Source organism: Claveliimonas bilis, from assembly GCF_030296775.1.
GTDB lineage: Bacteria > Bacillota > Clostridia > Lachnospirales > Lachnospiraceae > Claveliimonas > Claveliimonas bilis.
The window spans coordinates 2,538,225-2,561,151 of record NZ_AP027742.1 but is presented as its reverse complement, the minus strand read 5'-3'; the positions used below and the strand labels follow the sequence as shown (position 1 = coordinate 2,561,151).

Here is a 22,927-nt window from a genome sequence, read left to right as displayed (position 1 = left end):
TGGAAAGGAGAGAAAGTATGGCAAACACGATTATTACAAAACAAAAGGATCTTCCGAAACTGGCTTTCAAAACACAGGCTCTTGCCGCATTTGCAGCGGTAGCAGGAGCAGTTGTAATTCCACAGTTATTTCATGTAATGGGAGCGGTATCGGGACTTGGTACAGCACTTGGAGAGACATTTCTTCCCATGCATCTTCCGATCATTCTGGCAGGACTGATGGCAGGACCTTATGCGGGAGCAGTTGCCGGAGTGTTTGGTCCCCTTGTAAGCTTTGCGCTGTCAGGAATGCCGGGAGCAGCTATGCTTCCGTTTATGATGATCGAGCTGGCAGTTTACGGACTGGCGGCAGGTCTTCTTAGAAATGTAAGTATGCCTGTACTGGCAAAAGTAGTTCTTGTGCAGATTGCAGGACGTCTGGTGCGTGCAGCTGCAATTGTAGCCGGGGTTTCTCTGCTGGGTGTACAGGGAATCCAGATGCCTGTTATCTGGAACAGCATTGTTACAGGGCTTCCGGGATTGATCCTGCAGTGGACTCTGCTGCCGCTGCTTGTATTCTGGATCAATAACAGGGCAAAAAATGAGCAGTGATCTTAGAAGAGCGGTAGAAATTCTTGACAAGAGCAGATACACCTGCGTTCTCTGCAGAGGGGAACAGATACTGACAACAGAAAAACGGGGAGTTCTGCCGTTAGTTGAATGGCTGGAAGCCGGGGAGGATCTGAAAGGGTTCTCTGCAGCGGATAAGGTAGTAGGCAAAGGGGCAGCGTTTCTTTACGTGATGGCAGGAGTAAAGGAAGTCTACGCGTCGGTTATGAGTGAGAAGGCAGCCGCTCTATTGTCTGATTACGGTATTGACGGCTTCTGCGGGCAAAAGGTTGACAGGATCCGCAATCGTCAGGGAACAGGAAATTGTCCCATGGAGGAAGCAACAAAAGATATTGAGAGCCCTGAAAAGGCCTGGGAAGTAATTCGGCAGACGTTGAAAAGGCTTGCGGCCGGAAAGTAAGAATAGAGGATATAAAAAGCAGGCGGATGTGATATCCGCCTGCTTTGCCTGCTATAAGTATCAGGTTACTTCAACTGTCCAGTTCATAGGGAATCCCGTTTTGGAAGAAAAGTTCCTGGACTTTTTTATCCCACGCCTGCTCCACAGATTTGTCCATGATAAACTGACGGAAGGAGGTTCCGGTAGTGCAGGTGAGTTTGGAACCGTCATACCGGAAATTCAGATAAAGTCCCTGGACATCAGACAAAGGAAAATCCAGTCTGCTGTCAGAGAGAAATCTCCCGATTTCTTCCGGGGCGAGAGAAAAGATCAGGCGAAAGCTCAAAGGGGTACGTTTTCCACGGATAATAGAATAGCAGTAGTCTCTGAAAAGTTTCCAGAGAGCATATTCTTCTTTGGGAGGTTCGTCAAAAAAACTCTTTTGGAGAAAGCCGCTCATAGTAAATTTCCCAAAGGTTATAATTTCACCTTCTATAAAAGAAAAATGATCGAATGTCTCATGAGCCAGCAGATGAGACATGCAGGTCTTTGTCTCAGGTGTCAGAATGATCATACAAAAAGTCCTTTCTTTTAAGGATGTATAGCGTCGGTGCACAACAGGTATATTAACAAGCATACACCGACGCTAAATTCATTTTAATACAGACAGGATGTTTTTACAAACGAAAAGTTGTCGAAACCAGAACACAGATGTTATACTAGGAGCAATTGATGTGAAAGAAGAAATCCGTTTAAATAAATATATTACAGAAGCAGGAATCTGTTCCCGCCGTGAGGCAGACCGCCTGATCGAATCCGGAAAGGTCTATGTGGACGGCCAGAGGGCAGTTCTTGGAATGAAGATACGAAAAGGTCAGAAAGTACAGGTTGGAAAAAAAGTAATCAGCGGTAAGGAAGAAAAGGTTGTCCTGGCAGTTTATAAGCCGGTAGGCATTGTCTGTACAGAAGATCCAAGGACACGGAATAATATTGTCCGTTTTTTAAACTATCCGGTACGGATCACCTATGCCGGCAGGCTGGATAAAGATTCCGAAGGTCTTCTTCTCATGACAAATGACGGAGATATGATCAACAGTATTATGCGGGCGGCCAATTTCCATGAAAAAGAGTACAAGGTAACGGTAGATCGCCGGATTACAGAAGGATTTATCAGGGAAATGTCCGAAGGAGTCCATATTACAGATAAAGAAAAAAATCTTGACGCTGTAACCAGGCCCTGCCGTGTATATCAGGAAGGACCTTATACTTTTCGGATCATCCTTACACAGGGGCTGAACCGTCAGATACGAAGAATGTGCGATGCCCTTGGATATCAGGTGAGAATGCTGAAAAGGATCCGTATTATGAATATAGAACTCGGCAATATGAAGCCGGGACAGAGCAGGCCTTTGACGGATCAGGAGCTGGCCGGACTGCACCGTCAGATTGAGGAACACAGTACAAAGTCCGGAGAAAAAAAGGAATAGGAGAATAGCAGGAAAATGGCAGATCATCAGACAGAGAAGAAAAAGAGACTGAAGGAACTGACAGATCTTCTTAACCGGGCCGGAAAGGCGTATTATCAGGATGCAGAGGAGATCATGAGCAATTACGAATATGATGCCCTGTATGACGAGCTTGAAGCGCTGGAAAAAGAGCTTGGTATGGTATTGTCAAACAGTCCCACTGTCAATGTGGGATATGAGGTGTTAAGTGAACTTCCCAAGGAGAGGCACGAAAGCCCGATGCTTTCCCTCGATAAGACAAAAGATATTGAGGAACTGAAAGAGTTTGCCGGGGATCAGAAAGTGGTGATGTCCTGGAAAATGGACGGCCTTACTGTTGTGCTCACTTACCGGAACGGGGAACTTGTAAAGGCAGTTACCCGCGGAACTGGAGAAGTGGGGGAAGTAATCACCAACAATGCCAGAGTTTTTAAAAATATTCCTTTAAGGATAGCCTACCAGGGGGAGCTGATCCTTCGGGGAGAGGCAGTCATCGGATACCGGGATTTTGAGAGGATCAATGAAGAAATTCCCGATGCGGATGCAAAATATAAAAATCCCCGTAATCTCTGCAGTGGTTCAGTGCGTCAGCTCAACAATGAAATCACAGCAAAAAGGAACGTAAACTTTTTTGCTTTTGCGCTTGTAAAGGCGGACGGAGTAGATTTCCATAATTCGAGATCATACCAGCTGGACTGGCTGAAACAGCAGGGATTTGACGTAGTAGAACACCATGTTGTAACCAGGGAAAAAGTAGAAGAAGAAGTTATTAAATTTTCAGAAAAAATCAGTCAAAATGATTTTCCATCAGATGGACTTGTGCTAATATATGATGATATAGGATATGGTCAGTCTTTAGGGAGAACTTCTAAATTTCCACGGGATTCTTTCGCATTTAAATGGGCGGACGAGACAAAGGAGACTGTGCTGGAAGAAATCGAATGGAGTCCTTCCAGAACAGGTCTTATTAACCCGGTTGCCATTTTTGATCCTGTGGAGCTGGAGGGTACCACGGTCAGCAGAGCAAGCGTTCACAATATCAGCATTATGGAAGAACTGAAGCTGGGGATAGGAGATACCATTGAAGTATATAAAGCAAATATGATCATTCCCCAGATTGCCCGGAATCTGACCGGAAGCGGGGTGAAAGATATTCCCAAGGTCTGTCCGGTATGCCAGGGAAAGACGGAGATACGGCAAATCAGCAATGCAAAGGCGCTTTACTGTACCAACCCCGAATGTCAGGCGAAGCAGATCAAATCCTACGCCCTGTTTGTCAGCAGGGACGCCATGAATATAGAAGGCCTTTCGGAGGCGACGCTGGAAAAATTTATAGCCAGAGGATTTATCCGCGAATATACAGATATTTTTCATCTGGACCGCTATCAGGATGAGATCCGGAATATGGAAGGTTTTGGAGAGAAATCTTACCGCAATCTGATCGAGAGTGCCAGGAAGGCAAGAGTTACTACTTTGCCGAGACTGATCTACAGCCTTGGGATTTCCAATATTGGTCTGGCAAATGCAAAAATGATATGCCAGGAAGTGGGAAATGATCCCGAACGGATCCTGGAACTTGACAAAGAGCAGTTAAGTTCAATCGCAGGAGTTGGGGAAGTGATCGCCGGGGCTTTTGTGGATTATTTTCAGAATGAGCAGCATAGAGAACAGTATAAAAAGCTTTTAAAAGAGGTGATCCTTCCGGAGGAAGAGGAGAAGGAGAACGGAGAGATCCTTAAGGGAATTACCTTCGTGATCACCGGAAGCGTAGAACATTTTGCCAACCGGGGAGAAGTAAAGGAACTGATCGAAAGCATGGGAGGCAAGGTGACCGGATCTGTCACATCTAAAACGACATATCTGATCAACAATGATACAGCATCCACATCGTCCAAAAACAAAAAGGCAAGGGAGCTTGGGATTCCGATTTTGTCGGAGGAAGCCTTCCTTCAGATGATAGAAGAGAGAAAGAAATAGAAAGGAGTCATCATGTCAGAAAGAGATCAGAACAATGAAAATGAGATTGAAAAAGTAAATGACTCAGAAGTAGAAGTAGAAAAAACCAAGAAAGAAGACGAATATGAGAAGATCTGTTTCATTTGTCACCGCCCGGAGAGCACAGCAGGAAAAATGATCGATCTTCCCAACAATATTTCTGTCTGCTCCGACTGTATGCAGAAGAGTTTTGACGCCATGACAAACGGGCAGATTGATTACAGCAAGCTGATGAATATACCGGGCGTTCAGATCTTCAACATGTCTGATCTGGAAAATGCAGTGCCAAAACAGCAGAAGATCAAGAAGAGAAAAGAGGGCGAGGAGAAGAAGCCCCTTCTTGATATTAACAACATTCCAGCGCCTCATAAGATCAAAGCAAAACTTGATGAGTATGTGGTAGGGCAGGAATATGCCAAAAAGGTTATGTCCGTGGCTGTATACAACCACTATAAGCGGGTAGCTACAGATACTATGGATGATATTGAGATTGAGAAGTCCAATATGCTGATGATCGGACCGACAGGATCCGGAAAAACCTATCTTGTAAAGACGCTGGCGCGGCTTCTGGATGTACCTCTTGCCATTACGGATGCCACATCTCTTACAGAGGCCGGTTATATCGGCGACGACATAGAAAGTGTCGTGTCAAAGCTTCTGGCAGCGGCGGACAATGATGTGGAGAAAGCAGAACAGGGAATCATTTTTATCGATGAAATCGATAAGATCGCGAAAAAGAAAAACACCAATCAGAGGGATGTAAGCGGAGAATCCGTACAGCAGGGAATGCTGAAGCTTCTGGAAGGGAGCGAGGTGGAAGTTCCGGTTGGAGCCAACAGCAAAAATGCCATGGTTCCGCTGACCACGGTTAATACCCGGAATATTCTCTTTATATGCGGAGGAGCTTTCCCGGATCTGGAAAATATTATAAAGGAACGTCTTACAAAACAGGCTGCCATTGGATTTAATGCAGATCTGAAGGATAAATATGATCATGATAAAAATATCCTTGGAAAAGTGACAACAGAAGACTTAAGAAATTTTGGTATGATCCCGGAATTTCTCGGGCGTCTTCCTATCGTCTTTACTTTGCAGGGACTGGATGAAGATATGTATGTAAAGATACTGAAAGAGCCGAAAAATGCGATTTTGAAGCAGTATCAGAAATTGCTTGCTCTGGATGAGGTGAAGCTGGAATTTGATGATTCCGCATTGAGGGCTATTGCAAGAAAAGCGATGGAGAAGGATACAGGGGCCAGAGCGCTTCGGGCAATCATTGAGGAATTTATGCTGGATATCATGTATGAGATACCAAAAGATGATTCTATCGGACAGGTGACGATTACAGAAAGTTACATACAGGGGACCGGAGGACCGATCATTACTTTGAGAGGTCAGGAACCAGCACTTCTGGAAGGATAAAATATTAGAGATTACGAGGGGACAGGAAATGGATTATAGTTATTTGCTGGATTTGGCGATTATTTTACTTTGTACCAAACTTTTAGGGCTTGCAACGAGAAGAGTGCAGATGCCTCAGGTAGTAGGGGCGCTTCTTGCGGGGCTTATCCTTGGCCCGGCTGTATTCGGGATTCTTGAAGAGACGGCCTTTATTACTTCCGTGGCAGAGCTGGGAGTGATCGTGCTGATGTTCTGTGCGGGAATGGAAACAGATATTAATGAACTGAAAGCCAGCGGCAAGGCGTCTTTTGTCATTGCCATGTGCGGGGTGCTTGTCCCTCTTGCAGGCGGTTTTGCCCTGTCCTATCTTTTTAACAGGCCTGGCGTGATCGAGTCAGATGCAGCAGCCAGCCTTATGCTGCAGAATATATTTATCGGTATCATACTGACAGCCACATCGGTGAGTATCTCGGTAGAGACTTTAAAAGAGCTGGGGAAATTAAAGACCCGCTCCGGAAATGCGATCCTTGGCGCGGCTATCATAGATGATATTTTAGGTATCATCGGGCTTACCATTGTAACCAGCATGGCAGATTCTTCTGTCAGTATAGCGGTAGTCCTGCTGAAGATTCTGGGATTTTTTGTTTTTGCCGCAGTGGTTGGAGTTGTGGTGTACAGATGGTACCATTCCTGGGTAGATCATGCAGAAAAAGGATTGAGAAGACATGTGATCCTTGCTTTTGTATTCTGCCTTGTCATGTCTTACTGTGCAGAAGAATTTTTCGGTGTGGCGGATATTACCGGAGCCTTTTTTGCAGGTCTGATCATCGCCAATACCGAGAAAGCAGAGTATCTGCAGGAAAGATTTAACACCATTTCCTATCTGCTTCTGTCACCGGTGTTTTTTGCCAGTATCGGGCTGAAAGTTGTCCTTCCGAAAATGGATTCCACCATTGTGATTTTTTCCGTTCTGCTCGTGATCGTTGCTGTTGTGACGAAGATCATCGGCTGCGGATTTGGCGCAAAGATCTGCCATTATAAGAATTATCAGTGCAGAAGGATCGGCGTGGGTATGATCTCCAGAGGTGAGGTGGCTCTCATCGTGGCAAACAAAGGTATGGCTTTAGGACTTCTGGGGTCCGTATTCCTCGGGCCTGTCATTATTATGGTCGTCCTGACGACTATCGTAACCCCGGTGCTCTTAAAGATTATTTTCCGGAAGGGACCGGATCTGCCAGTGCCGAAAGAGCAGGAGATTTCCAGTTTCTACGAAAATATGGGCGAGAAAAAACAGTGAAATACAGGCGGAAATCTTTGACTGCAGGAATAGAGTTTTTGATACCTCATATACTTAATTGAAAAAGCATATGAGGTATTTTTATGCCTGATTTTAAACTTTGCCGTCAGAGAATCTTGTCAGAGGAGTATCGGGATTTTATCGTATCATCCAGAGGGGGAAGAATTGATTTTCAGGTTCCGGAGGAAAAGCTTTGCCGCCAGAGGACACAGGCGGGGTATGATGTGATCTATATTGATCAGCCTCTTGCGGATCCTATAGGATTTGAACGGTTTCCATACAGTTCTGTCCCCAAATGCTATGCTCTCCTTGATATGGAAGCCATGAATCAGGCCGGGATCACACAGGTACAGAATTATCCTACTTTAGAGCTGATGGGAGAAAACGTGATGATCGGTTTCGTAGATACCGGGATCGATTATACCCATCCGGTGTTCCGTGCTCTGGATGGAGGCACAAGGATTGCAGCCATCTGGGATCAGACCATACAGGATGGAATGACTCCGGAAGGATTTCTCTACGGTACAGAATATACAGAGGAAGAAATCAACCGGGCTCTGGCATCAGAGGATCCTTTTCAGATCGTTCCAAGCATGGATAGAAACGGACACGGAACATTTATTGCCAGCGTGGCTGCAGGAGGAGCAGATGAATCCGGTAAATTTCTGGGAGCAGCTCCGGAAGCCACGCTGGCTGTGGTAAAGCTGAAGGAAGCCAAGCAGTATCTGAAAGAATTTTATTATATTGCTCCGGAAGCTGTATGTTACCAGGAAAATGATATTATGCTGGGAGTACAGTACCTTGCGGATCTGGCAGAGCGGAAAAATATGCCGTTGATCCTGTGTATTGCTCTTGGAACCAGTATGGGCGGACATAACGGGACACTGCCCCTTGCTGTTCTTTTGGAATATTATTCCAACATCATCAACCGCGGGATCGTGACAGGGACAGGAAATGAAGCGGCGGGACGGAGGCATTTTTCTGACAGGCTTGCGGACAGGGATGACAGAAGCGAGGTAGAGATACGGGTCGGGGAAGGAGTGGGAGGTTTTGTGACAGAGCTCTGGTCTGACATTCCCAATATCCTGACAATTTCTCTTGTGTCTCCCTCCGGGGAAGTGAAGCAGGGAATCGGAGTGCAGCCTGGAGGAAACGCAGTGTTTCAGTTTGTGTTTGACCAAACAGAAGTCTCGGTAGATTACCGTCTTTTGGTAGAGAGGAATAATTCCCAGTTGATTTTTTTCAGGTTCGGGCATCCCTCACCGGGAATATGGAAAGTAATCGTAGAGCCGGTACAGCTGGCAGGAGGTGAGTTTCATCTCTGGCTCCCTGTAGAAAATTTTCTGAACGGTGAGGTGTTTTTTCTCAGGTCTGATCCCAATACAACGCTGACGGCGCCATCAGCCGTAAGTTCTGCCATTTCCTGTGGCTTTTATAATGGAACAGAGAATAGTATTGATATTAATTCCGGTAGAGGATATACTAGAACTGGAGAGATAAAACCGGATCTTGCAGCGCCGGGTGTCGGCATTATAGGTGCCGTTCCGGGAGGAAGATTCCAGGAAAGATCAGGCTCCAGCGCTGCCGCAGCCATTACCGCGGGAGCCGCCGCGCTGATGACAGAGTGGCTCCGCTATCATGTGGGAAGCAGCGGAGTAGATACGCTGCAGCTTAAAAACCTGTTTATCCTGGGAGCCAGGCAGAGACCGGGAGAACCATATCCGAACAGGGAATGGGGATACGGAACCCTGGATCTGTACCATACTCTGGATCGGTTAAGACAGATATGAGACAAAGGAGAGATGATAAATGGCAGATTTTTTTGATGAATTTGGAAAAAGAGTATCTGATGTGGCAAGTGATTTAAGCAGACGTGCCGGAGATTCCCTGGAGATACAGAGACTGAAAGGGGAAATCCGTTCTTTGAAGAGAGGAAACAGAAGGGATTTTGAAGATATCGGCAGATCGATATACGAGAAATTTACAAAGAATGAGATCCAGGATATGGATATGATCGCATTGTGTGAAGCTATTGAGAAACGGGAAGAGGAAATTGAAAAATACGAAGAACAGATTGTACGCATTAAAGAAGAAATCTGAAATTAACAGAAAGAAACATATGACGGTATTTCTGCAGTCTATTCCGATTTTGACAGCAACGGCGGATATTTTGATCAAACAGTCTGTAGAGCGGAATCTGGGCGAGTCAGACGAAAAAGAGATCATGGGAGGCCGCGTGATCCTTCGGAAGGTTTACAATGAAGGGTTTGCTTTCAATATTTTGGAAAAACGGCCGAAAATTGTAACAGGCGTTTCCTGTGCAGTGGGCGCCGCTGTTTTTCTTTATGGACAGTTTCTTATGACACAGAAGAAAAGAGTTCTTGAAAAAACGGGGATCATGCTTGCATCAGGAGGCGCATGGAGCAATTTTTTTGACCGCGCTGTCCGCGGGAGAGTTGTGGACTATCTTGCAGTAAAGACAAAATGGAAGAAGGCGCAGGCTGTAACATTCAATATAGGAGATCTGTGTATTTTTGCCGGGGCATTGTCTGTGCTGGCCGGAAGACTCCTGTATAAAAGAAAAAAACGATAGAGGTGACAGATATACAGAAGAATATCCGAGAGAATCAGGACAGCAAAAAGGAAAGAGAGAAGAACAGCAGAATTGTAGAAATAAAGGCGATGTGTATAGGAGCAGCCTTGATTCTGGCAGGAGGGGCAGCAGGCGGGTATGCCTTAAACGAAGTGAAAGCAGAGAGGGAAAAGGCGCAGGCGGAAGCCAGAGAGCAGGCGGAACGCGAAAAGGCGGCAGACGAACAAAGGAAAGCCATGGAAGAAGAGGAAGCGTCCAAGACGCCGGAGGAAAAGAAAGCAGAACAGATTGCGGCGGCAAAGGAAGAAGCAAAAGAGGAAGGTTGTCCGGATGAGATCATAAGCCTGGTAGATAAAAATGATGAGCTGATTGATTTTGTAAAAGATTATGCCCAGAATAAAGATAAAGAAATTCCGGATACGGTAGAAGGCCCGACGGAAGAGGGACAGATTCCCCATTACCTGCAATGGGATGAAAGATGGGGATATGCTTCCTACGGAACGAGTATTATCGCTTCCAGCGGATGCGGGCCCACCTGTATGTCCATGGTGATCGTAGGATTGACCGGCGATGTAACGGCAACGCCCTACAGGATGGCAAAATACAGCGAAGAGCGGGGCTATATCGATGAAAGTAATAATACATACTGGGCGATGCTGGAGAGCGCGGCGTCAGACTGGGGCCTTCGCTGTCAGGAAACCATGCTGGATGAAAGCTCGCTGGCGGCAGAACTGCAGGCAGGTCATCCGGTAGTCTGCAGCATGCTGCCGGGCGATTTTACAGACGTAGGTCATTTTCTTGTGCTGACAGGATATAAAGATGGAAAAGTAACCCTAAACGATCCTTTCAGCAAGGCAAATTCGGAAAAGGAGTGGGTGTTTGCGGACATTCAGGATCAAATCCGGCAGATGTGGGTATTTTCACTACCATCTTAGATTTGGTCTGTTTTATGAAAAATAGGGAGCGACACAGTGAAGGAAGTGCCGCTGTCAGGCATGGAGGAAGCAGAAATGTTTCCTCCATGTTCAATTGTGATGGATTTGGCGATATAAAGGCCCATGCCGCCATTTTCGCCGCCTTTACGGCGGGTAAAGAACTGTTCAAATATATGGGGGAGATTTTCAGGCGCAATGCCGCTGCCATTGTCCCTGACTATGATACAGGCATTGTTATCCTTCAGGGACAGGAAAAGTTCAATCTTTCCTTCTGCAGGTACAAATCCTACCGCATTATAAACTAAGTTCTGAAGAAGACTGATCAGTTTAATGTGGTCGCCATAAACGAAAAGCGGTTCTTTGGGGGAGATATGCAGCAGAAAACGAATGCCTGATACATCCATGTCAGGCAGATTCTGCTCATAAAATTCCCGGATCAGGTCCGTGAGATTTATGACAGAAAAGTCGGAAGGTGTATCCTGATAGGAAAATTCCTGGAGCAGTACCAGCCGATCCCTCATTTCTCCTGCTTTTTGCCGTATGGTATCAAGATACTGTTTTGTTTCGTCGCTGAGATCCGGCTGCTCCATCTGTACCAGCCGCGTAAAGGTAGTGATGGATGTGATCGGAGTTTTTAAATCATGGGCAAATCCCAGAAGAAGCTGACGCCGCTCCTCCAGAAGAGAATTTAAAGAGGCGGTTTTATGCTCCACTTCTTCTTGAAGGTGGCGGTTCAGCCGGATATTTTCCCGGACGATCCGAATATTGTGGATAACCATACGGACGGAAAAAAGCAGGATCAATCCATAAATACCCCACTCATCATACCATCCGGTGCGGGCAGGTTCATAGCGTCCAAGGCAGAGCATGTGCGCACACAGGGAAAGGGCATAAAATCCAATTCCGGCAAGAAGAGGGAAATTTTCGCTGCTTTTGCCGGTTAAATGTTTAAGGACAAGGAAGAAAAGAAACAGGGAAATAATCAGTTTATACCAGAAAAGCAGTTGTCCGTAAACAGCAGCAAAGGCCGGGAGAAGAGGAAGAATTACCATAGGAGCAGCAGCGCTTAAGGCAACAAATCCAAGGGAGATGCCTGGAAGAATACGATCTGACAGAAGCCCTCTTTTCAGACAGACTAAAGAGACGATCCGTATGATGCAGAAGATGCCAAGAGCAGCCATGGCATCCTCCAGTGCATACAGGGGACGGATCAGGGGGACTCCCGCCAGCCGAAGGAACGGATAACAGATGCGGATAGAAAAGGAGAGCGCAAGGATACCGAGGAAGAAGTTTTCCCGGGAGCGGGGGTCATGACGCAGGCCGATCCATACGGCGGAGGAGAAAAGAGCCAGCGTCAGAGAAGTAAAGCACAGAAAGCCGTAAAAGATCATGCGTTCTGAGATAAGACGGCTGACTGCTTCCGAACTTCCAACAGCAGGGGGATAAGTGACGCCGCTATAATAATGACTGTGATTTGCTGTCTGGACCACAACTTCTGCCTGCCTGTTTTCAAGGGGAACAGTTACGATGGTATCTTTGATTAAGGGACGATAGGGGGACAGTGAGCCGGCAGAAGCAGTAAGTTCTCCATTTACATAAACATTACAGGCTGAAAAAACCTCCGGAAGGAGGAGAGAATAGCTACCTGACTTACCGGTCAGGACAATACGGTATGTACCGGATCCATAGGGAGAATGGTTCTTATGGAAGGAAGAAAAACTAAAATATTGGCCAATATAGATTTCTTTTGAAGTATAGTCCGACAGTTCATCTGGAGAGGCTTCCACATCCGGATAAAATTCCCAGCCTTCTGCCAGGTAGGTGATTTTGTGAGGATCAGAAGAGTCCCCTTTTATGACTGAAAAACCTTCTTGTGACAAGGAAGCCCTCATGATATACTTGTTGTCAAAGCGATATAGAAGAGAAAAGAGTCCGATAGCACATAACCCTGTAAGCAGGAGCAGACAGGTCAGTATAGAAACTTTTTTTGTGTACATAGCAGTTTACCTCTCTGGAAAGGAAGAATGGCATTGATGAAAGCCAAACGTCCACATTTAGTTATAGTTATTATAGCAGAAGTCATAGTTTTTGCGACAATATTATTTTTCCTGAATTTTGCCTATGTTCATGCCTCTGAAACGGAGGACAATGATACAGTAGCTACATACGAAGAATGGAAGAAGTGGCTTGAGAGTCACAGAAGCGAAGGCGGAACTGTTGTATTGACAGATGACATTATAGTACCGGAAGATGAGAATTATCTTTATGATAACGGAAAATACAGGAAAAATATTACAGTGAAAACAGCCGGACATACAATTTATGTGAAAGGACAGATGGAACTGTGGCCCTTTTTGTCTCTGGAAGGAACCGGAGGAAGTGAAGGGATTTTCCATGTTTGTCCCGGGGGCAGTCTGACATTAATTTCCGTCAGCATTTTGGCGGGTTCGGCAGAAGATACTGCAGTTGTACAGGAAGAAGGTTCTTTCTTTGTCTATGGGGAAGAAACAGGAATGGGGCTTCCCGAATTTTTCTGTCAGGGCCGGATGATTCTGGCAGATAAGCCTGTTGTATCAGCGGCATCAGCGGAGAACTATCAGGATATGCCGGTCATTGTGATTCCGGAAGAAGAAAATTTTTCGGTTTCCTGTCTGCCTGCTGAAGATGATGTGACGATCAATCAAAGCGGGAAGACAGATAGTACAGCAATTCCGGTGATCTGGCAAGATACGGACTTCCCGAAAGAAAGAGTCCGCACAGTTATAACGGGTACTTATCCGGATGATTATGTTGTTTTCAGAGATCAGAATCCGAGGTGCCTGGTGGTGTATGGCTCCAGTACGAATCCCTACTTTCTCCTGGCCTTTGCAGAAACTTATCAGAACAGCGGCCTTATCCTTCATATGGACGCATTTGTTCCGCAGGAGGGAACAGTTACGCTGCAAGGCTCCGATGATAAAAGAACATGGAGCGATCTGGAAAGCCAGGAAGTATCTGAAGGAGAGCAGATAAGCTGGTATCCTGCATATAATCTTCTGGAAGAGGAAAGTTATACTTATTATAAAATGAGCCAAAGACTGTCGGATGGGACAACTCTGGATTCAGACATCCTGGAGCTGACAGAGGAATACACGATGGAGGGAACCGGTATCGAAGGCAGCAGAGGCGGAGAGACAAGACCTACAGAGGGAGAGGATGTGTTGCCGCCGCTGACGCAGGTGCCGGGAGGAAGCAGTGGAATGGGGAATGTTTCAGCGTCATCGGCCTCGGATAGTGACAATGCTTCCGCTTCCGATGCTGCATCCGCCGGAACCGGCTCTTCCAGTGTGTCTTCCGGTAAAAAAGAAGAAAACAAAGAAGAAAATAAAGAAGCAGGCCTAAAAACCCCGGACAGGGAGGAAAATCCAGAAGAGGATACGAATTATCCCTCCGAGTCACTGCAGATAGGAGTCGGTATAGTGCTTTCAGTTTGTGTGGTGGGAGGAATCCTTCTGGTTTTCCTGTTCAGAAGGAAAAGACGGTGAGAAATCCTGGTCCTTAGGCGGTGAAAAGCAGTATCCTTTTCGGGATACTGTTTTTATATATTGTTTTTCATTGCAAAGGGCAGTAAGTTTGTGACGTATAGTAGAAACGGTAACCTGAAGATTGTGTCTGCTGCCCACAATAGGAGTTTTCCAGATGCGGTCGTAAAGCTGTTCATAGGAAAAGACCTTTCCGGGATTTTGAGCCAGAAAGGAAAGAATATCAAACTGCAGAGCAGAAAAGTATTCTTCTTTTCCATTATAGCTTACTATCCGTCGATCCATATCAATAACAAGCGGACCAAAGGTGAGCACATCATTGTAAAATACGGATTCACTTCGTCGGATTCTTGCCCGGATCCGGTATTCTAATTCCAGAATGTCATAAGGTTTGGCCAGAAAATCGTCACCGCCGGATTGAAAACTTTGAATCCGGCTTTCTGTATCTGAAAATCCAGATAAGAAAATGACAGGAGCCCGGCTTTGTTCGCGAAAATGGCGGCAGAGAGAAAAGCCGTCGATTTCAGGCATATCAATATCAAGGATCACACAGTCAAAGGCTGTATTTTGAAGAAGTTCCCAGGCTTCCTTCGGAGAACTGCACTGATAGACTTTATATCCCTTTCGGGTGAAATAAATCCGATTGCTTTCCAGAAAATCCAAATCATCATCAATAAACAGAAGTTTTTCCATATCCTTCTCCTTCTAGCGTATCATGTAAAGCGGTTTCTGCGGTTCCGCAGAAACTACCTTATGCACAGGTATAATTTATTATACCATGCCCTGAGAAAAAGAAGAAAAGAGAAAAACAGAAAAAAATCAAAAAACAGTCAAATTGAATTGGAAATGCCCATTTCAGTGTCATAATATGCTAATATAAAGTTAATAAAAGATATGGTAAGAAGCGTTTGGCAGAGGCAGAGTGCAGAAAGGACTGTATGCAGAATGGAAGAAAAGGTTACAGGAAAAAATGCGATAAAAGAAGCGTACCCGGTGATGGTCAGTTTCCTGGACTTTTATTTCAGGGACAGGGATATTACAAAAATCATATCCATGGTTGACGAGAATATGTATTTTGTGGGAGCAGGCAGAGATTATACGGCAGTGAATCGGGGACAATTTCAAAGACTGATGGAAAGGGAAAATGAAGAAATGATGCCAATCCGTTCCGGATATGAAATCGTGTCTTATCATGAGGAGAAAATAGGAGAAGAAAGCCGAAGATGCCTGTGTAAAGCAGAGCGTAAGGAACCGCCAAGCTGCTTTATTTTTACAGCGTTGGTATATAAGAAGAAAGAGAAAGATGTGATATCTATGCTCCATATATCCAGAGTAGACGATGCTGTGGTTGAGATGGCCGGGTATATTCATGATCTGATCCGGGAATCGAGCAGAGATTTTCTTACAGGCGTATATAACCGAAAAGGAGGAGAAGAGAGGATCGTAGAGGTAATGCAAAAAGGAGTTCCTTTTGTATTCCTCATGCTGGATTTGGATGATTTTAAGAAGGTCAACGATATATATGGCCATGGAGCAGGCGACAGTATGCTTTGTTATATGGGAGAAAAACTAAAGGAATGTTTTCGGAAGACAGACATTATTGTACGCCTGGGTGGTGATGAATTTGCGGTTTTTGCCCAGCCGTGCCTGGATATCAGCGCCGTTAAAGAAAAAGTCGATCAGCTGGTTTTTTCTTATACAGAAGAGGCGAAGAGGAGATATCCGCTTAGCAGGACATCGGTATCGGTAGGAGGAATCTACGGAAAAGAGCCGGAAAGCTTTCGTAAAATATATCATATGGCAGATCAAATTTTGTATGCTATCAAACAAAATGGAAAAGGCAGATGTGAATTAAAAGAAGATTCCAGTGAAAAAAGATAAAGATCAGCAGACGGTTTCTTTTAGATGTTGTGAAAAAGAAACCGTCTGCTGATCTTTGTAATATGGAAAATTTTATTTTCAAAATAATTATAGTACAAACAGATGCAGGACGCCCAGAATGGAAGATGCACTGACCAGCAGATATGCTGCGTAGCAGCGGGCTTTTACTTTTGCTTTATAGTGTACGACAAGGCCTGCAATACTGAGAAATCCAAAAGCCCATGCAATCAGTTGTGATACGATATAATTACTTGGCTGGCTTGTTGCGCTGAAAACGGCGATCAACATTCCCCAGACTGCCAGAAAGTAAAAGATACCTTTTTTCTTTCGTTCATCTTTTGTGAGAAAAAGTAATAAAATTCCCAGAACGCTAATTACGCTGAATACAATAAATGCAATAAATAATAATCCAAGTGTCATAAAATATTTCCTCTCTTTCTTTGTTTCCTTCGTTGTTATGCGTTTATTATACGACAGTGTTCTAAAGAAAAAATGCAGGTAATTCTGAAGAATTCTAAAGAAAGGAAGGAAAATACAGTTGAATCTGTATCTCAAATATATCGTCATTCTGTAAAGCATCTGCGCTGCCCCGGTATTTGTCAGCTGTTTTCTGTATATTTTCCAGACCTATTTTTGAACTTTCGGGTATATTTCCATTCAGAGAACGGATTTTGTTTTTCTGGATCATAATAACCGAAGTTTCATCTGCTTCTATAGAAAACTCTACCAGATGATCTGGGTCTGCATATTTTTCAATATTGGAGATCAGATTATCAAAAATACGGTGCAGATCACTGACGGAAAGGAAACAGGAAAACTCTCTGGGGCAGGTGAGCGTTGTATGGCATACAAACTGATCCTCCAAAAGGCTTTCCCACTCGTCAAGAAACTGCCGGAACAGAAGATGAAGATCGGAAATTTCATCCAGAGGTGTTCCGGGTTCCTCGGCGGACTTCCCTGTCTCAAGCAGCTGTTCCGTCAAAAGTTTCATCTGTCCCGCTTTGCTGTGGACAAGGCTGATAAAACTTCGAACCTCTTCAGACTCCAGCTGTTCTTTTTGCTCCAGATATTCCGAGTAGGACAGAAGGGAGGTGAGGGGCGTGCGGATATCGTGGGAGAGGGAGCGGATCAGCTCCTCCCGCTTCCTGGAAATTTCTTTTTCCCGGTGATTCAGTTCTGCCTGCGTGGCAGCAAGAAAATTAATCCCTTCTGCCAGAGCGGCAAATTCATCCTGTCCCTCTACAGGGATGGAAAAGTCCCCCGGATGTTCCCGGAGAGATTCCACGCCCTTGATAAGGACGAGAAGGTAACTAAGTCTCTGACCCAGAAGGAAGAGAAACAGAACAAGAAAGAGGAAAACTGCTGCCAGTATACAGGCGCTGCGAAGCCACATATAAAAGGCGGCCGCCTGCTCTGAAGTCACCCGGATCGCTCTGTCCAGTACATAGGTTTCGGCAATGGAAATGCACGTATGATACAGGAAGTAAAAAAGAAAGGCGGATACCAGAAAAGACAGAAAAAGATATTCCAGCACTTCTCTGGCAAAGGATTTCCCTTTGAAAATCTTATTTTTCTTCTTAATCCACATAATATCCCTTTCCCCAGGCAGTCTTTATATATATGGGATTCCTGGAATTGTCCCCCAGTTTTTTTCTTAAGTTTTTAATATGTACCATGATAGTACCGTCCCCCACGGCGTCTTCCTGCCAGATAGACTGGTAGATATGATCCAGGGAATAGATCCTGCCGCGGTTGGAAATAAAAAGCTCTAATATCTGAAATTCGGTCCATGTAAGAGAAATGGTCTGTCCGTCTTTTTGAACAGACTGGCTGTCAAGATCAAGGACCAGATCCTTGTAGGAAATTTTATTTTCAGACGAAGAGGAGCCCTGGGCGGGGCTGTAATCATAGGCGCGGCGTAGTAGAGAACGGACCCGGAGCAAAAGCTCTGTGTTGGAAAAAGGTTTGACAATATAGTCGTCCGCTCCGGCGGAAAATCCCATAGTCTTATCCGATTCGCCTGAATAAGCAGTCAGGAAAATAATGGGAGCATAAAATTTTTCACGGATTTTAACCGCTGTTTCATAGCCGGACATGCCGGGCATATTAATATCCAAGATGTACATGCCGATGGAAGGATCAGCCAGATGCACAGCTTCTTCTCCGCTTTTGGCGGCGGTAACTTCATAACCTTCGCCTCGCAGCAGAAGAGTCAGAATGTCGCGGATTTCCTTTTCATCATCAGCAATCAGTATTTTAACAGGATGATCTGCCATAAAAATTTTCTCCTTTGTATATTTTCATTTATTATAACGAAGAGAACGGAAAAACACAATGAAAACAGATAGAAGCAATTTTTTGAAAAAATATGGCAAGATATCAGCTTGAAAAGCCATATGAAAACAAATATTATGAAAACAGAATCAGAGGGTGCACAGGAGGAAACAAAATGCCGGAATTAAGATTTGAAGACAGGATGATAAAGGGAGCCGATCTGGGGGAAGAGGCCAGCGTGCCGGATCTTCTGGGGGAACATATCCTTCAGAATGATCTGGAGTTCCATTTGGATGAATGGGATGAGATCTATGAAGGATACGGACGGAGAAAAAATGCGTATCCCTATCGGCAGTACAACAGTTATACAAGAGAACTGAAGGAAAAAGAGATCAGAACAGCAGTACTGGAAAATCAGTATTTAAAAGCTGTATTTCTACCGGAATACGGCGGCAGGCTTTGGGAACTGTGGGATAAGGAAACCGGAAATAATCTGCTTTACACCAACGATGTTATCAGGTTCAGCAACCTGGCTGTGCGAAATGCATGGTTCAGCGGCGGCGTGGAATGGAATGTGGGAATCATCGGTCATAATGCTTATACGGCAGGACCATTGTATACAGCAGTGACAGAAACGGAAACCGGAAGTCCGGTTCTGCGTATGTATGAATATGAGCGTGTAAGGAAAGTGCCTTATCAGATGGATTTCTGGCTGGAAGAGGAAGATAAGTTCCTGAATTGCAGAATAAGGATCGTGAATGAAAGCAAAGAAGTTATCCCTATGTATTGGTGGAGCAATATAGCGGTTCCCGAATACGAAGGCGGCCGGATAACCGTTCCTTCAGAAAAAGCTTTTACATATGCAGACGGCAGAGTTTTTAAGGTAGATATTCCGATCGTAAATGGGATTGATGTGACAGATTATAAAAAGATTCCAAAATCAGTAGATTACTTTTTTGAAATCGATGACAGAAAACCAAAATATATTGCGAATTTGAATAAAGACGGTTACGGACTTTTGCATACATCTACACAGAGATTAAAGAGCAGAAAACTTTTCTCCTGGGGAAATGGACGGGGATCTGACCATTGGCAGGAGTTTTTGACAGATAAGGCAGGAAGATATGCAGAAATACAGGCAGGGTTGGGGAAGACACAATATGGCTGTATTCCGATGGCGCCCCACACCGCATGGGAATGGATGGAGCAGTATGGTCCCATAAAACTGGAAGAAAATCCTAAACATCATCAGGAGAGAGAAAAGAAGCTGACAGGCATCCTGGAGGCTTCCGGCCACTCTGCTTATATGGAAAGAAAACTGCGGGAAACAGCCGCTATGGCGAAGACAAAGGCAAGGCTTGTTATGCCGGGCAGCGGATATGGAGCGATGGAAAAGCGCGGAAAGTGGTCGGAACATTTGGAGTTTGTCATGACATCAGACTCTTTAAAACAATGGAATTGCTTTTTTGAGACGGGAGTTTTGCATAGACTATCCGTAAGCGACGCGCCGGATGAGTTTCTCATAGACGGCGGAAATTTAAAATTTCTCATAGATACACTGGAGTCTGTAAATAAAGAAAACTGGTACGCCTATTATCAGGCGGGAATCGGCTGTTTTTCAGAAGAGAACTATAAGGAGGCAGAGAAATTTCTGCTCCGGTCATGGGATGTGGAGGCAAATCCATGGGCGTGTCATGGCCTGGCATGTGTTTACCTTCTTACAGAACAGCATCAGAAAGCAGTGAAATGGATGCTTGAAGGTCTGAAAATGGAAGATAAAAAGGTCTCTTATTTAAAAGAAGGCTTAAAAATTTTATTTCTCTGTAAAGCCTATAAAGAAATTGCCGGTTTTTATGAAAAGCAGGGAGAGGAAACGCAGAAGATAGGAAAACTTAAGTTTTATTATATCAATGCGCTGCATCAGCTGGGAGAAGACAGGAGAGCGTATGAGATGCTGGAAGAGGACGGAGGGCTTGTCATTGACGATATCCGTGAGGGTGAAGATTCGATTTCCCAGCTTTGGAGCGAATTATACGAAACAATACACGGCGTAAAGGCAGAAGTTCCGTATCGGTATGACTTTAAGGCAATTTAAATGAATTAGCACTCACCTCTTGGCTCGTTTGGGGTGGTTTTGTCCTGTGGTGTCAGAGCCCGTAAAGCCTTATTTTACAAGGCTTTTGCGGGTTCTTACTTTTTATCTGGATGCGTCAAAAATCGTCATTTTTTGAAAAAATGGTGTAGTAAATGGTGTAGTAAAATTGGCGTGGACCATCGAGTGAGGCGTGAAAAATAAGTGATAAAGAATAGTACCAGGATTTGATAGAATTAAGATAAATGTGATTTTCGTATTTGGCAGAGAACGAGTTGATTTTTAGAATCAATATATGATGAAACATTTTCAAGAATATGAACTGTTCAGCAGAGGTAATGGCTGATTGTTTACTTTGTATAGATTACTGTTTGTTTGTGAAATTAATAATTATGATGCAGAGGCTATTGGCAAACATTTTCTCTAGGTTTTGGATCAAATCAAAAATAATTAGCAATTCTCTTTTCTTGATCCGTTGGGGGGAAGGAGTTTACTTTTGTGTGAAATATAAAAAAGCATATTAATACTACATTTTAATACTACATTTGCTTGTTAATGCTACAATATTGTGTTATCATGCTCTTAGACAGGAGGGCAAGCATGAAAACTTATACTGTAAAAGAAATTTCTGAAATGCTAAATACCAATCCGGAAACAGTTCGTCGTTGGATTCGTGACAAAAAACTCGATGCAACCATAGAGTCAAAAAAGGGCGGTCACATCGTTTATGAAGCAGCTCTTAGAGAATTTTTAAAGACCTCTCCTAAGTATGCAGCCATGGCCAAAACTTCTTTGATAGGAGCCGCTGTATTGCCAACAGTTATGGTAGGTGGCTTGATTGCACAAAAGTTAATTGATTCGGAGCAATTAAAGAAAGCCAGAATCTCGACGCAGGATGTTATTTTGTTCCTCCAAAGCGAAATTCAGAAGTGTCAAGATGCTATCAAAAGCAAAGAGTCCGCCATCCATCAGTTGCGGAAACAGATACAAGCCGATGAAACACAAATAACGGAGTTTCAGAAGTTGATAGAAAGTCTTTCAAATGAGAAGGAGGATGCACATGAGTGAGAATATTAAACAGATTACTCTTGAAGAAACTTATCAGATGGAGCAGAACACGGATAAAATGCCGGAAAATAAGAAGGGTTTTATCATTTGGGTGAAAACTCATAAAAAACAGTTGATTTTAGCGGGTGCTGGACTCACTACGATAATCGGCATAATTCTACGACTTAAGAGCAAGGATGCACTTGAGACCTTATGGGACTCGCTCGAAGAATGCGTCAAAAAGGTTCCCATTGAGGAACAGGTTGCTTTACCGGATACTTCAGTGTTAGAGACGGTGATGCCTACAAGAAAATATACTTCTCCAACTGAGAAGTTTGATGTAAGTAGACACATTAGAACAATGGCAGTAGGAAGACATCATTCTGCAGAAAAAGCGACAGAAGCTGTAGCTCTCGGAATAGAACTGCTTCCTAATCAAACCATAGTAGACACCTACGCAAAGTGTGTTGCTTGATAAAGGAGATAAGATGCATAAGGATAAAAAGAAGAAAAGAATTGCCAATCGGTTGAACTATGCTTACATAAGAAAAATCAAGAAGTGGATGTTTTGTCCAGCTTGCCAAAACGGAAAAATGACTATCAACACAAAATCCACCATGTGGACTTGTGAAAAATGTGGCTATCAACTCTCAGCAGATGAGTTTGAGGATGATTATGTGTTCTGGTTCTGTGATGAGTGCAAGACCTATCTGAACAATCAAGAAGGATTTGACTGTGGTGCAAGCAAGCATATCTGTACAGAATGCGGATACGAGAATGACACGACATTCGATAATATCAAAGGAATATGTTCTAAGTGTGGTAAGGCCATATCAGCCCCTGGAGCAACACTCTGTGAAGATTGCATTCAAGAAAGAAGAAGGAAGGCTAAGGAACGGTTGGTTACAGCAGGTAAAGCAATTGGTGTTGTGGCTGTAGTAGCAGGGGCAGTGTTTTTAACCTCTCAGTCCGATGAGGATAGTGATACAGAATATTCACCGATGCCTGGACGTGATGATGACGAAAAAGGAAATGGGATGAGATTTAACCACGTAACAGATTATTGGATGGAAACAGCATCGGAAGATGAACTACGTTCTGTAGAGGATGAAATGAGAGTAGAACTTGATAAGCTGGACTATGATTCTGACGAGTATTTACAGCTCGACCTCAAGCGCATTGATGTTGTCAATGCAATTGCCAGTAGATTTCCTCTCAACTTGCCTCACAGAGAACACGGCTGGTATTTACCAAATGATGACTAAATAACGGAGTGACACATAAACTCTTGGCTCGTTCGGAGTGGTTTTATCCTGTGGTGTTAGAGCCAATAAATCCTTGCTTTCAAGGCTTTTTCAGGTTCTGAATTTAGGCATGGGAGCGTCAAAAAATTGTCATT

22 protein-coding genes are annotated in these 22,927 nt (G+C 44.3%); 16 read left to right on the top strand and 6 right to left on the bottom strand.

Annotated features, from left to right (window positions below; genetic code table 11):
- Nucleotides 1-17 precede the first annotated feature (17 nt).
- Nucleotides 18-590 (top strand): ECF transporter S component, encoded by a 573-nt coding sequence (locus R2J37_RS12375; RefSeq protein WP_230105400.1) that lies wholly within the window; start codon nt 18-20, stop codon nt 588-590.
- A complete protein-coding gene (locus R2J37_RS12370; RefSeq protein WP_256193642.1) occupies nt 580-1,008 on the top strand; it encodes a DUF1893 domain-containing protein in 429 nt (142 codons plus the stop codon). Before R2J37_RS12375 ends, R2J37_RS12370 begins: the two co-directional genes overlap by 11 nt.
- Nucleotides 1,009-1,078: 70 nt before the next feature.
- Here R2J37_RS12370 and R2J37_RS12365 read toward each other — a convergent pair whose 3' ends face one another.
- Nucleotides 1,079-1,561, bottom strand: coding sequence for a DUF5721 family protein (locus R2J37_RS12365; RefSeq protein ID WP_316265308.1), 483 nt, complete (start codon nt 1,559-1,561; stop codon nt 1,079-1,081).
- Between the two features lie 160 nt (nt 1,562-1,721).
- Between R2J37_RS12365 and R2J37_RS12360 the strand changes: the two genes are divergently transcribed.
- The 8 genes from R2J37_RS12360 (at nt 1,722) to R2J37_RS12325 (ending at nt 10,713) form a co-directional block, all read left to right on the top strand.
- Nucleotides 1,722-2,474: a pseudouridine synthase gene (locus tag R2J37_RS12360; RefSeq protein WP_230105403.1), complete on the top strand. Its 753-nt coding sequence runs from the start codon at nt 1,722-1,724 to the stop codon at nt 2,472-2,474.
- Nucleotides 2,475-2,489: 15 nt separating this feature from the next.
- The gene (gene ligA / locus R2J37_RS12355) at nt 2,490-4,469 is read left to right on the top strand and encodes an NAD-dependent DNA ligase LigA (protein ID WP_316265307.1); all 1,980 of its coding nucleotides are present in this window, start codon (nt 2,490-2,492) and stop codon (nt 4,467-4,469) included.
- Between the two features lie 12 nt (nt 4,470-4,481).
- On the top strand, nt 4,482-5,909 hold the full coding sequence (gene clpX, locus R2J37_RS12350; protein WP_230105405.1) for an ATP-dependent Clp protease ATP-binding subunit ClpX: 1,428 nt from the start codon (nt 4,482-4,484) through the stop codon (nt 5,907-5,909).
- Nucleotides 5,910-5,937: 28 nt separating this feature from the next.
- Entirely contained in the window at nt 5,938-7,185 is a 1,248-nt protein-coding gene (locus R2J37_RS12345; protein WP_230105406.1) for a cation:proton antiporter, read from the top strand.
- A gap of 83 nt (nt 7,186-7,268) precedes the next feature.
- Nucleotides 7,269-8,975, top strand: a complete 1,707-nt coding sequence (locus tag R2J37_RS12340; RefSeq protein ID WP_316265306.1) for a S8 family peptidase — start codon at nt 7,269-7,271, stop codon at nt 8,973-8,975.
- Nucleotides 8,976-8,994: 19 nt separating this feature from the next.
- Nucleotides 8,995-9,285 carry a hypothetical protein gene (locus tag R2J37_RS12335; protein ID WP_230105408.1) on the top strand — a complete coding sequence of 97 codons (291 nt, stop codon included), beginning with the start codon at nt 8,995-8,997 and terminating at the stop codon, nt 9,283-9,285.
- A gap of 19 nt (nt 9,286-9,304) precedes the next feature.
- Nucleotides 9,305-9,778, top strand: a complete 474-nt coding sequence (locus R2J37_RS12330) for a signal peptidase II (RefSeq protein WP_230105409.1) — start codon at nt 9,305-9,307, stop codon at nt 9,776-9,778.
- Between the two features lie 2 nt (nt 9,779-9,780).
- A complete protein-coding gene (locus R2J37_RS12325; protein WP_230105410.1) occupies nt 9,781-10,713 on the top strand; it encodes a C39 family peptidase in 933 nt (310 codons plus the stop codon).
- On the opposite strand, the gene R2J37_RS12320 is transcribed toward R2J37_RS12325, so the two are convergent.
- Entirely contained in the window at nt 10,710-12,710 is a 2,001-nt protein-coding gene (locus tag R2J37_RS12320) for a sensor histidine kinase (protein ID WP_316265305.1), read from the bottom strand. The two genes, R2J37_RS12325 and R2J37_RS12320, sit on opposite strands and share 4 nt — an antisense overlap.
- Before the next feature lie 27 nt (nt 12,711-12,737).
- On the opposite strand from R2J37_RS12320, the gene R2J37_RS12315 reads away from it, so the two are divergent.
- Nucleotides 12,738-14,237 (top strand): hypothetical protein, encoded by a 1,500-nt coding sequence (locus R2J37_RS12315; protein ID WP_316265304.1) that lies wholly within the window; start codon nt 12,738-12,740, stop codon nt 14,235-14,237.
- Here R2J37_RS12315 and R2J37_RS12310 read toward each other — a convergent pair.
- A complete protein-coding gene (locus tag R2J37_RS12310) occupies nt 14,178-14,927 on the bottom strand; it encodes a response regulator transcription factor (RefSeq protein WP_230105413.1) in 750 nt (249 codons plus the stop codon). The two genes, R2J37_RS12315 and R2J37_RS12310, sit on opposite strands and share 60 nt — an antisense overlap.
- 252 nt (nt 14,928-15,179) lie before the next feature.
- Between R2J37_RS12310 and R2J37_RS12305 the strand changes: the two genes are divergently transcribed.
- Nucleotides 15,180-16,115, top strand: coding sequence for a GGDEF domain-containing protein (locus R2J37_RS12305; protein WP_316265301.1), 936 nt, complete (start codon nt 15,180-15,182; stop codon nt 16,113-16,115).
- An 87-nt stretch (nt 16,116-16,202) separates the two neighbouring features.
- Here R2J37_RS12305 and R2J37_RS12300 read toward each other — a convergent pair whose 3' ends face one another.
- The 3 genes from R2J37_RS12300 to R2J37_RS12290 all read right to left on the bottom strand — a co-directional run bounded on the left by R2J37_RS12300 (nt 16,203) and on the right by R2J37_RS12290 (nt 18,391).
- On the bottom strand, nt 16,203-16,535 hold the full coding sequence (locus R2J37_RS12300; RefSeq protein ID WP_230105415.1) for a hypothetical protein: 333 nt from the start codon (nt 16,533-16,535) through the stop codon (nt 16,203-16,205).
- A gap of 94 nt (nt 16,536-16,629) precedes the next feature.
- Nucleotides 16,630-17,703 (bottom strand): sensor histidine kinase, encoded by a 1,074-nt coding sequence (locus R2J37_RS12295; RefSeq protein WP_316265299.1) that lies wholly within the window; start codon nt 17,701-17,703, stop codon nt 16,630-16,632.
- Entirely contained in the window at nt 17,693-18,391 is a 699-nt protein-coding gene (locus R2J37_RS12290) for a response regulator transcription factor (protein WP_230105417.1), read from the bottom strand. The genes R2J37_RS12295 and R2J37_RS12290 overlap by 11 nt, the downstream gene beginning before the upstream one ends.
- Nucleotides 18,392-18,564: 173 nt before the next feature.
- Here R2J37_RS12290 and R2J37_RS12285 point away from each other — a divergent pair, with 173 nt between their 5' ends.
- The 4 genes from R2J37_RS12285 (at nt 18,565) to R2J37_RS12270 (ending at nt 22,793) form a co-directional block, all read left to right on the top strand.
- Nucleotides 18,565-20,484: a DUF5107 domain-containing protein gene (locus R2J37_RS12285; protein ID WP_316265296.1), complete on the top strand. Its 1,920-nt coding sequence runs from the start codon at nt 18,565-18,567 to the stop codon at nt 20,482-20,484.
- A gap of 597 nt (nt 20,485-21,081) precedes the next feature.
- Complete coding sequence (locus R2J37_RS12280; RefSeq protein ID WP_316265294.1) at nt 21,082-21,549, top strand: helix-turn-helix domain-containing protein; 468 nt, start codon at nt 21,082-21,084, stop codon at nt 21,547-21,549.
- Entirely contained in the window at nt 21,542-22,003 is a 462-nt protein-coding gene (locus tag R2J37_RS12275; protein WP_316265293.1) for a hypothetical protein, read from the top strand. The genes R2J37_RS12280 and R2J37_RS12275 overlap by 8 nt, the downstream gene beginning before the upstream one ends.
- 13 nt (nt 22,004-22,016) lie before the next feature.
- Nucleotides 22,017-22,793: a hypothetical protein gene (locus tag R2J37_RS12270; protein WP_316265291.1), complete on the top strand. Its 777-nt coding sequence runs from the start codon at nt 22,017-22,019 to the stop codon at nt 22,791-22,793.
- The last annotated feature ends 134 nt before the right edge of the window (nt 22,794-22,927 follow it).

Coding starts and splice junctions, on each gene's coding strand:
- R2J37_RS12375 (WP_230105400.1), top strand. CDS start 18: ATGGCAAACACGATTATTACAAAACAAAAGGATCTTCCGAAACTGGCT.
- R2J37_RS12370 (WP_256193642.1), top strand. CDS start 580: ATGAGCAGTGATCTTAGAAGAGCGGTAGAAATTCTTGACAAGAGCAGA.
- R2J37_RS12365 (WP_316265308.1), bottom strand. CDS start 1,561: ATGATCATTCTGACACCTGAGACAAAGACCTGCATGTCTCATCTGCTG.
- ligA (WP_316265307.1), top strand. CDS start 2,490: ATGGCAGATCATCAGACAGAGAAGAAAAAGAGACTGAAGGAACTGACA.
- clpX (WP_230105405.1), top strand. CDS start 4,482: ATGTCAGAAAGAGATCAGAACAATGAAAATGAGATTGAAAAAGTAAAT.
- R2J37_RS12345 (WP_230105406.1), top strand. CDS start 5,938: ATGGATTATAGTTATTTGCTGGATTTGGCGATTATTTTACTTTGTACC.
- R2J37_RS12340 (WP_316265306.1), top strand. CDS start 7,269: ATGCCTGATTTTAAACTTTGCCGTCAGAGAATCTTGTCAGAGGAGTAT.
- R2J37_RS12335 (WP_230105408.1), top strand. CDS start 8,995: ATGGCAGATTTTTTTGATGAATTTGGAAAAAGAGTATCTGATGTGGCA.
- R2J37_RS12330 (WP_230105409.1), top strand. CDS start 9,305: ATGACGGTATTTCTGCAGTCTATTCCGATTTTGACAGCAACGGCGGAT.
- R2J37_RS12320 (WP_316265305.1), bottom strand. CDS start 12,710: ATGTACACAAAAAAAGTTTCTATACTGACCTGTCTGCTCCTGCTTACA.
- R2J37_RS12315 (WP_316265304.1), top strand. CDS start 12,738: ATGGCATTGATGAAAGCCAAACGTCCACATTTAGTTATAGTTATTATA.
- R2J37_RS12310 (WP_230105413.1), bottom strand. CDS start 14,927: ATGGAAAAACTTCTGTTTATTGATGATGATTTGGATTTTCTGGAAAGC.
- R2J37_RS12305 (WP_316265301.1), top strand. CDS start 15,180: ATGGAAGAAAAGGTTACAGGAAAAAATGCGATAAAAGAAGCGTACCCG.
- R2J37_RS12300 (WP_230105415.1), bottom strand. CDS start 16,535: ATGACACTTGGATTATTATTTATTGCATTTATTGTATTCAGCGTAATT.
- R2J37_RS12295 (WP_316265299.1), bottom strand. CDS start 17,703: ATGTGGATTAAGAAGAAAAATAAGATTTTCAAAGGGAAATCCTTTGCC.
- R2J37_RS12290 (WP_230105417.1), bottom strand. CDS start 18,391: ATGGCAGATCATCCTGTTAAAATACTGATTGCTGATGATGAAAAGGAA.
- R2J37_RS12285 (WP_316265296.1), top strand. CDS start 18,565: ATGCCGGAATTAAGATTTGAAGACAGGATGATAAAGGGAGCCGATCTG.
- R2J37_RS12280 (WP_316265294.1), top strand. CDS start 21,082: ATGAAAACTTATACTGTAAAAGAAATTTCTGAAATGCTAAATACCAAT.
- R2J37_RS12275 (WP_316265293.1), top strand. CDS start 21,542: ATGAGTGAGAATATTAAACAGATTACTCTTGAAGAAACTTATCAGATG.
- R2J37_RS12270 (WP_316265291.1), top strand. CDS start 22,017: ATGCATAAGGATAAAAAGAAGAAAAGAATTGCCAATCGGTTGAACTAT.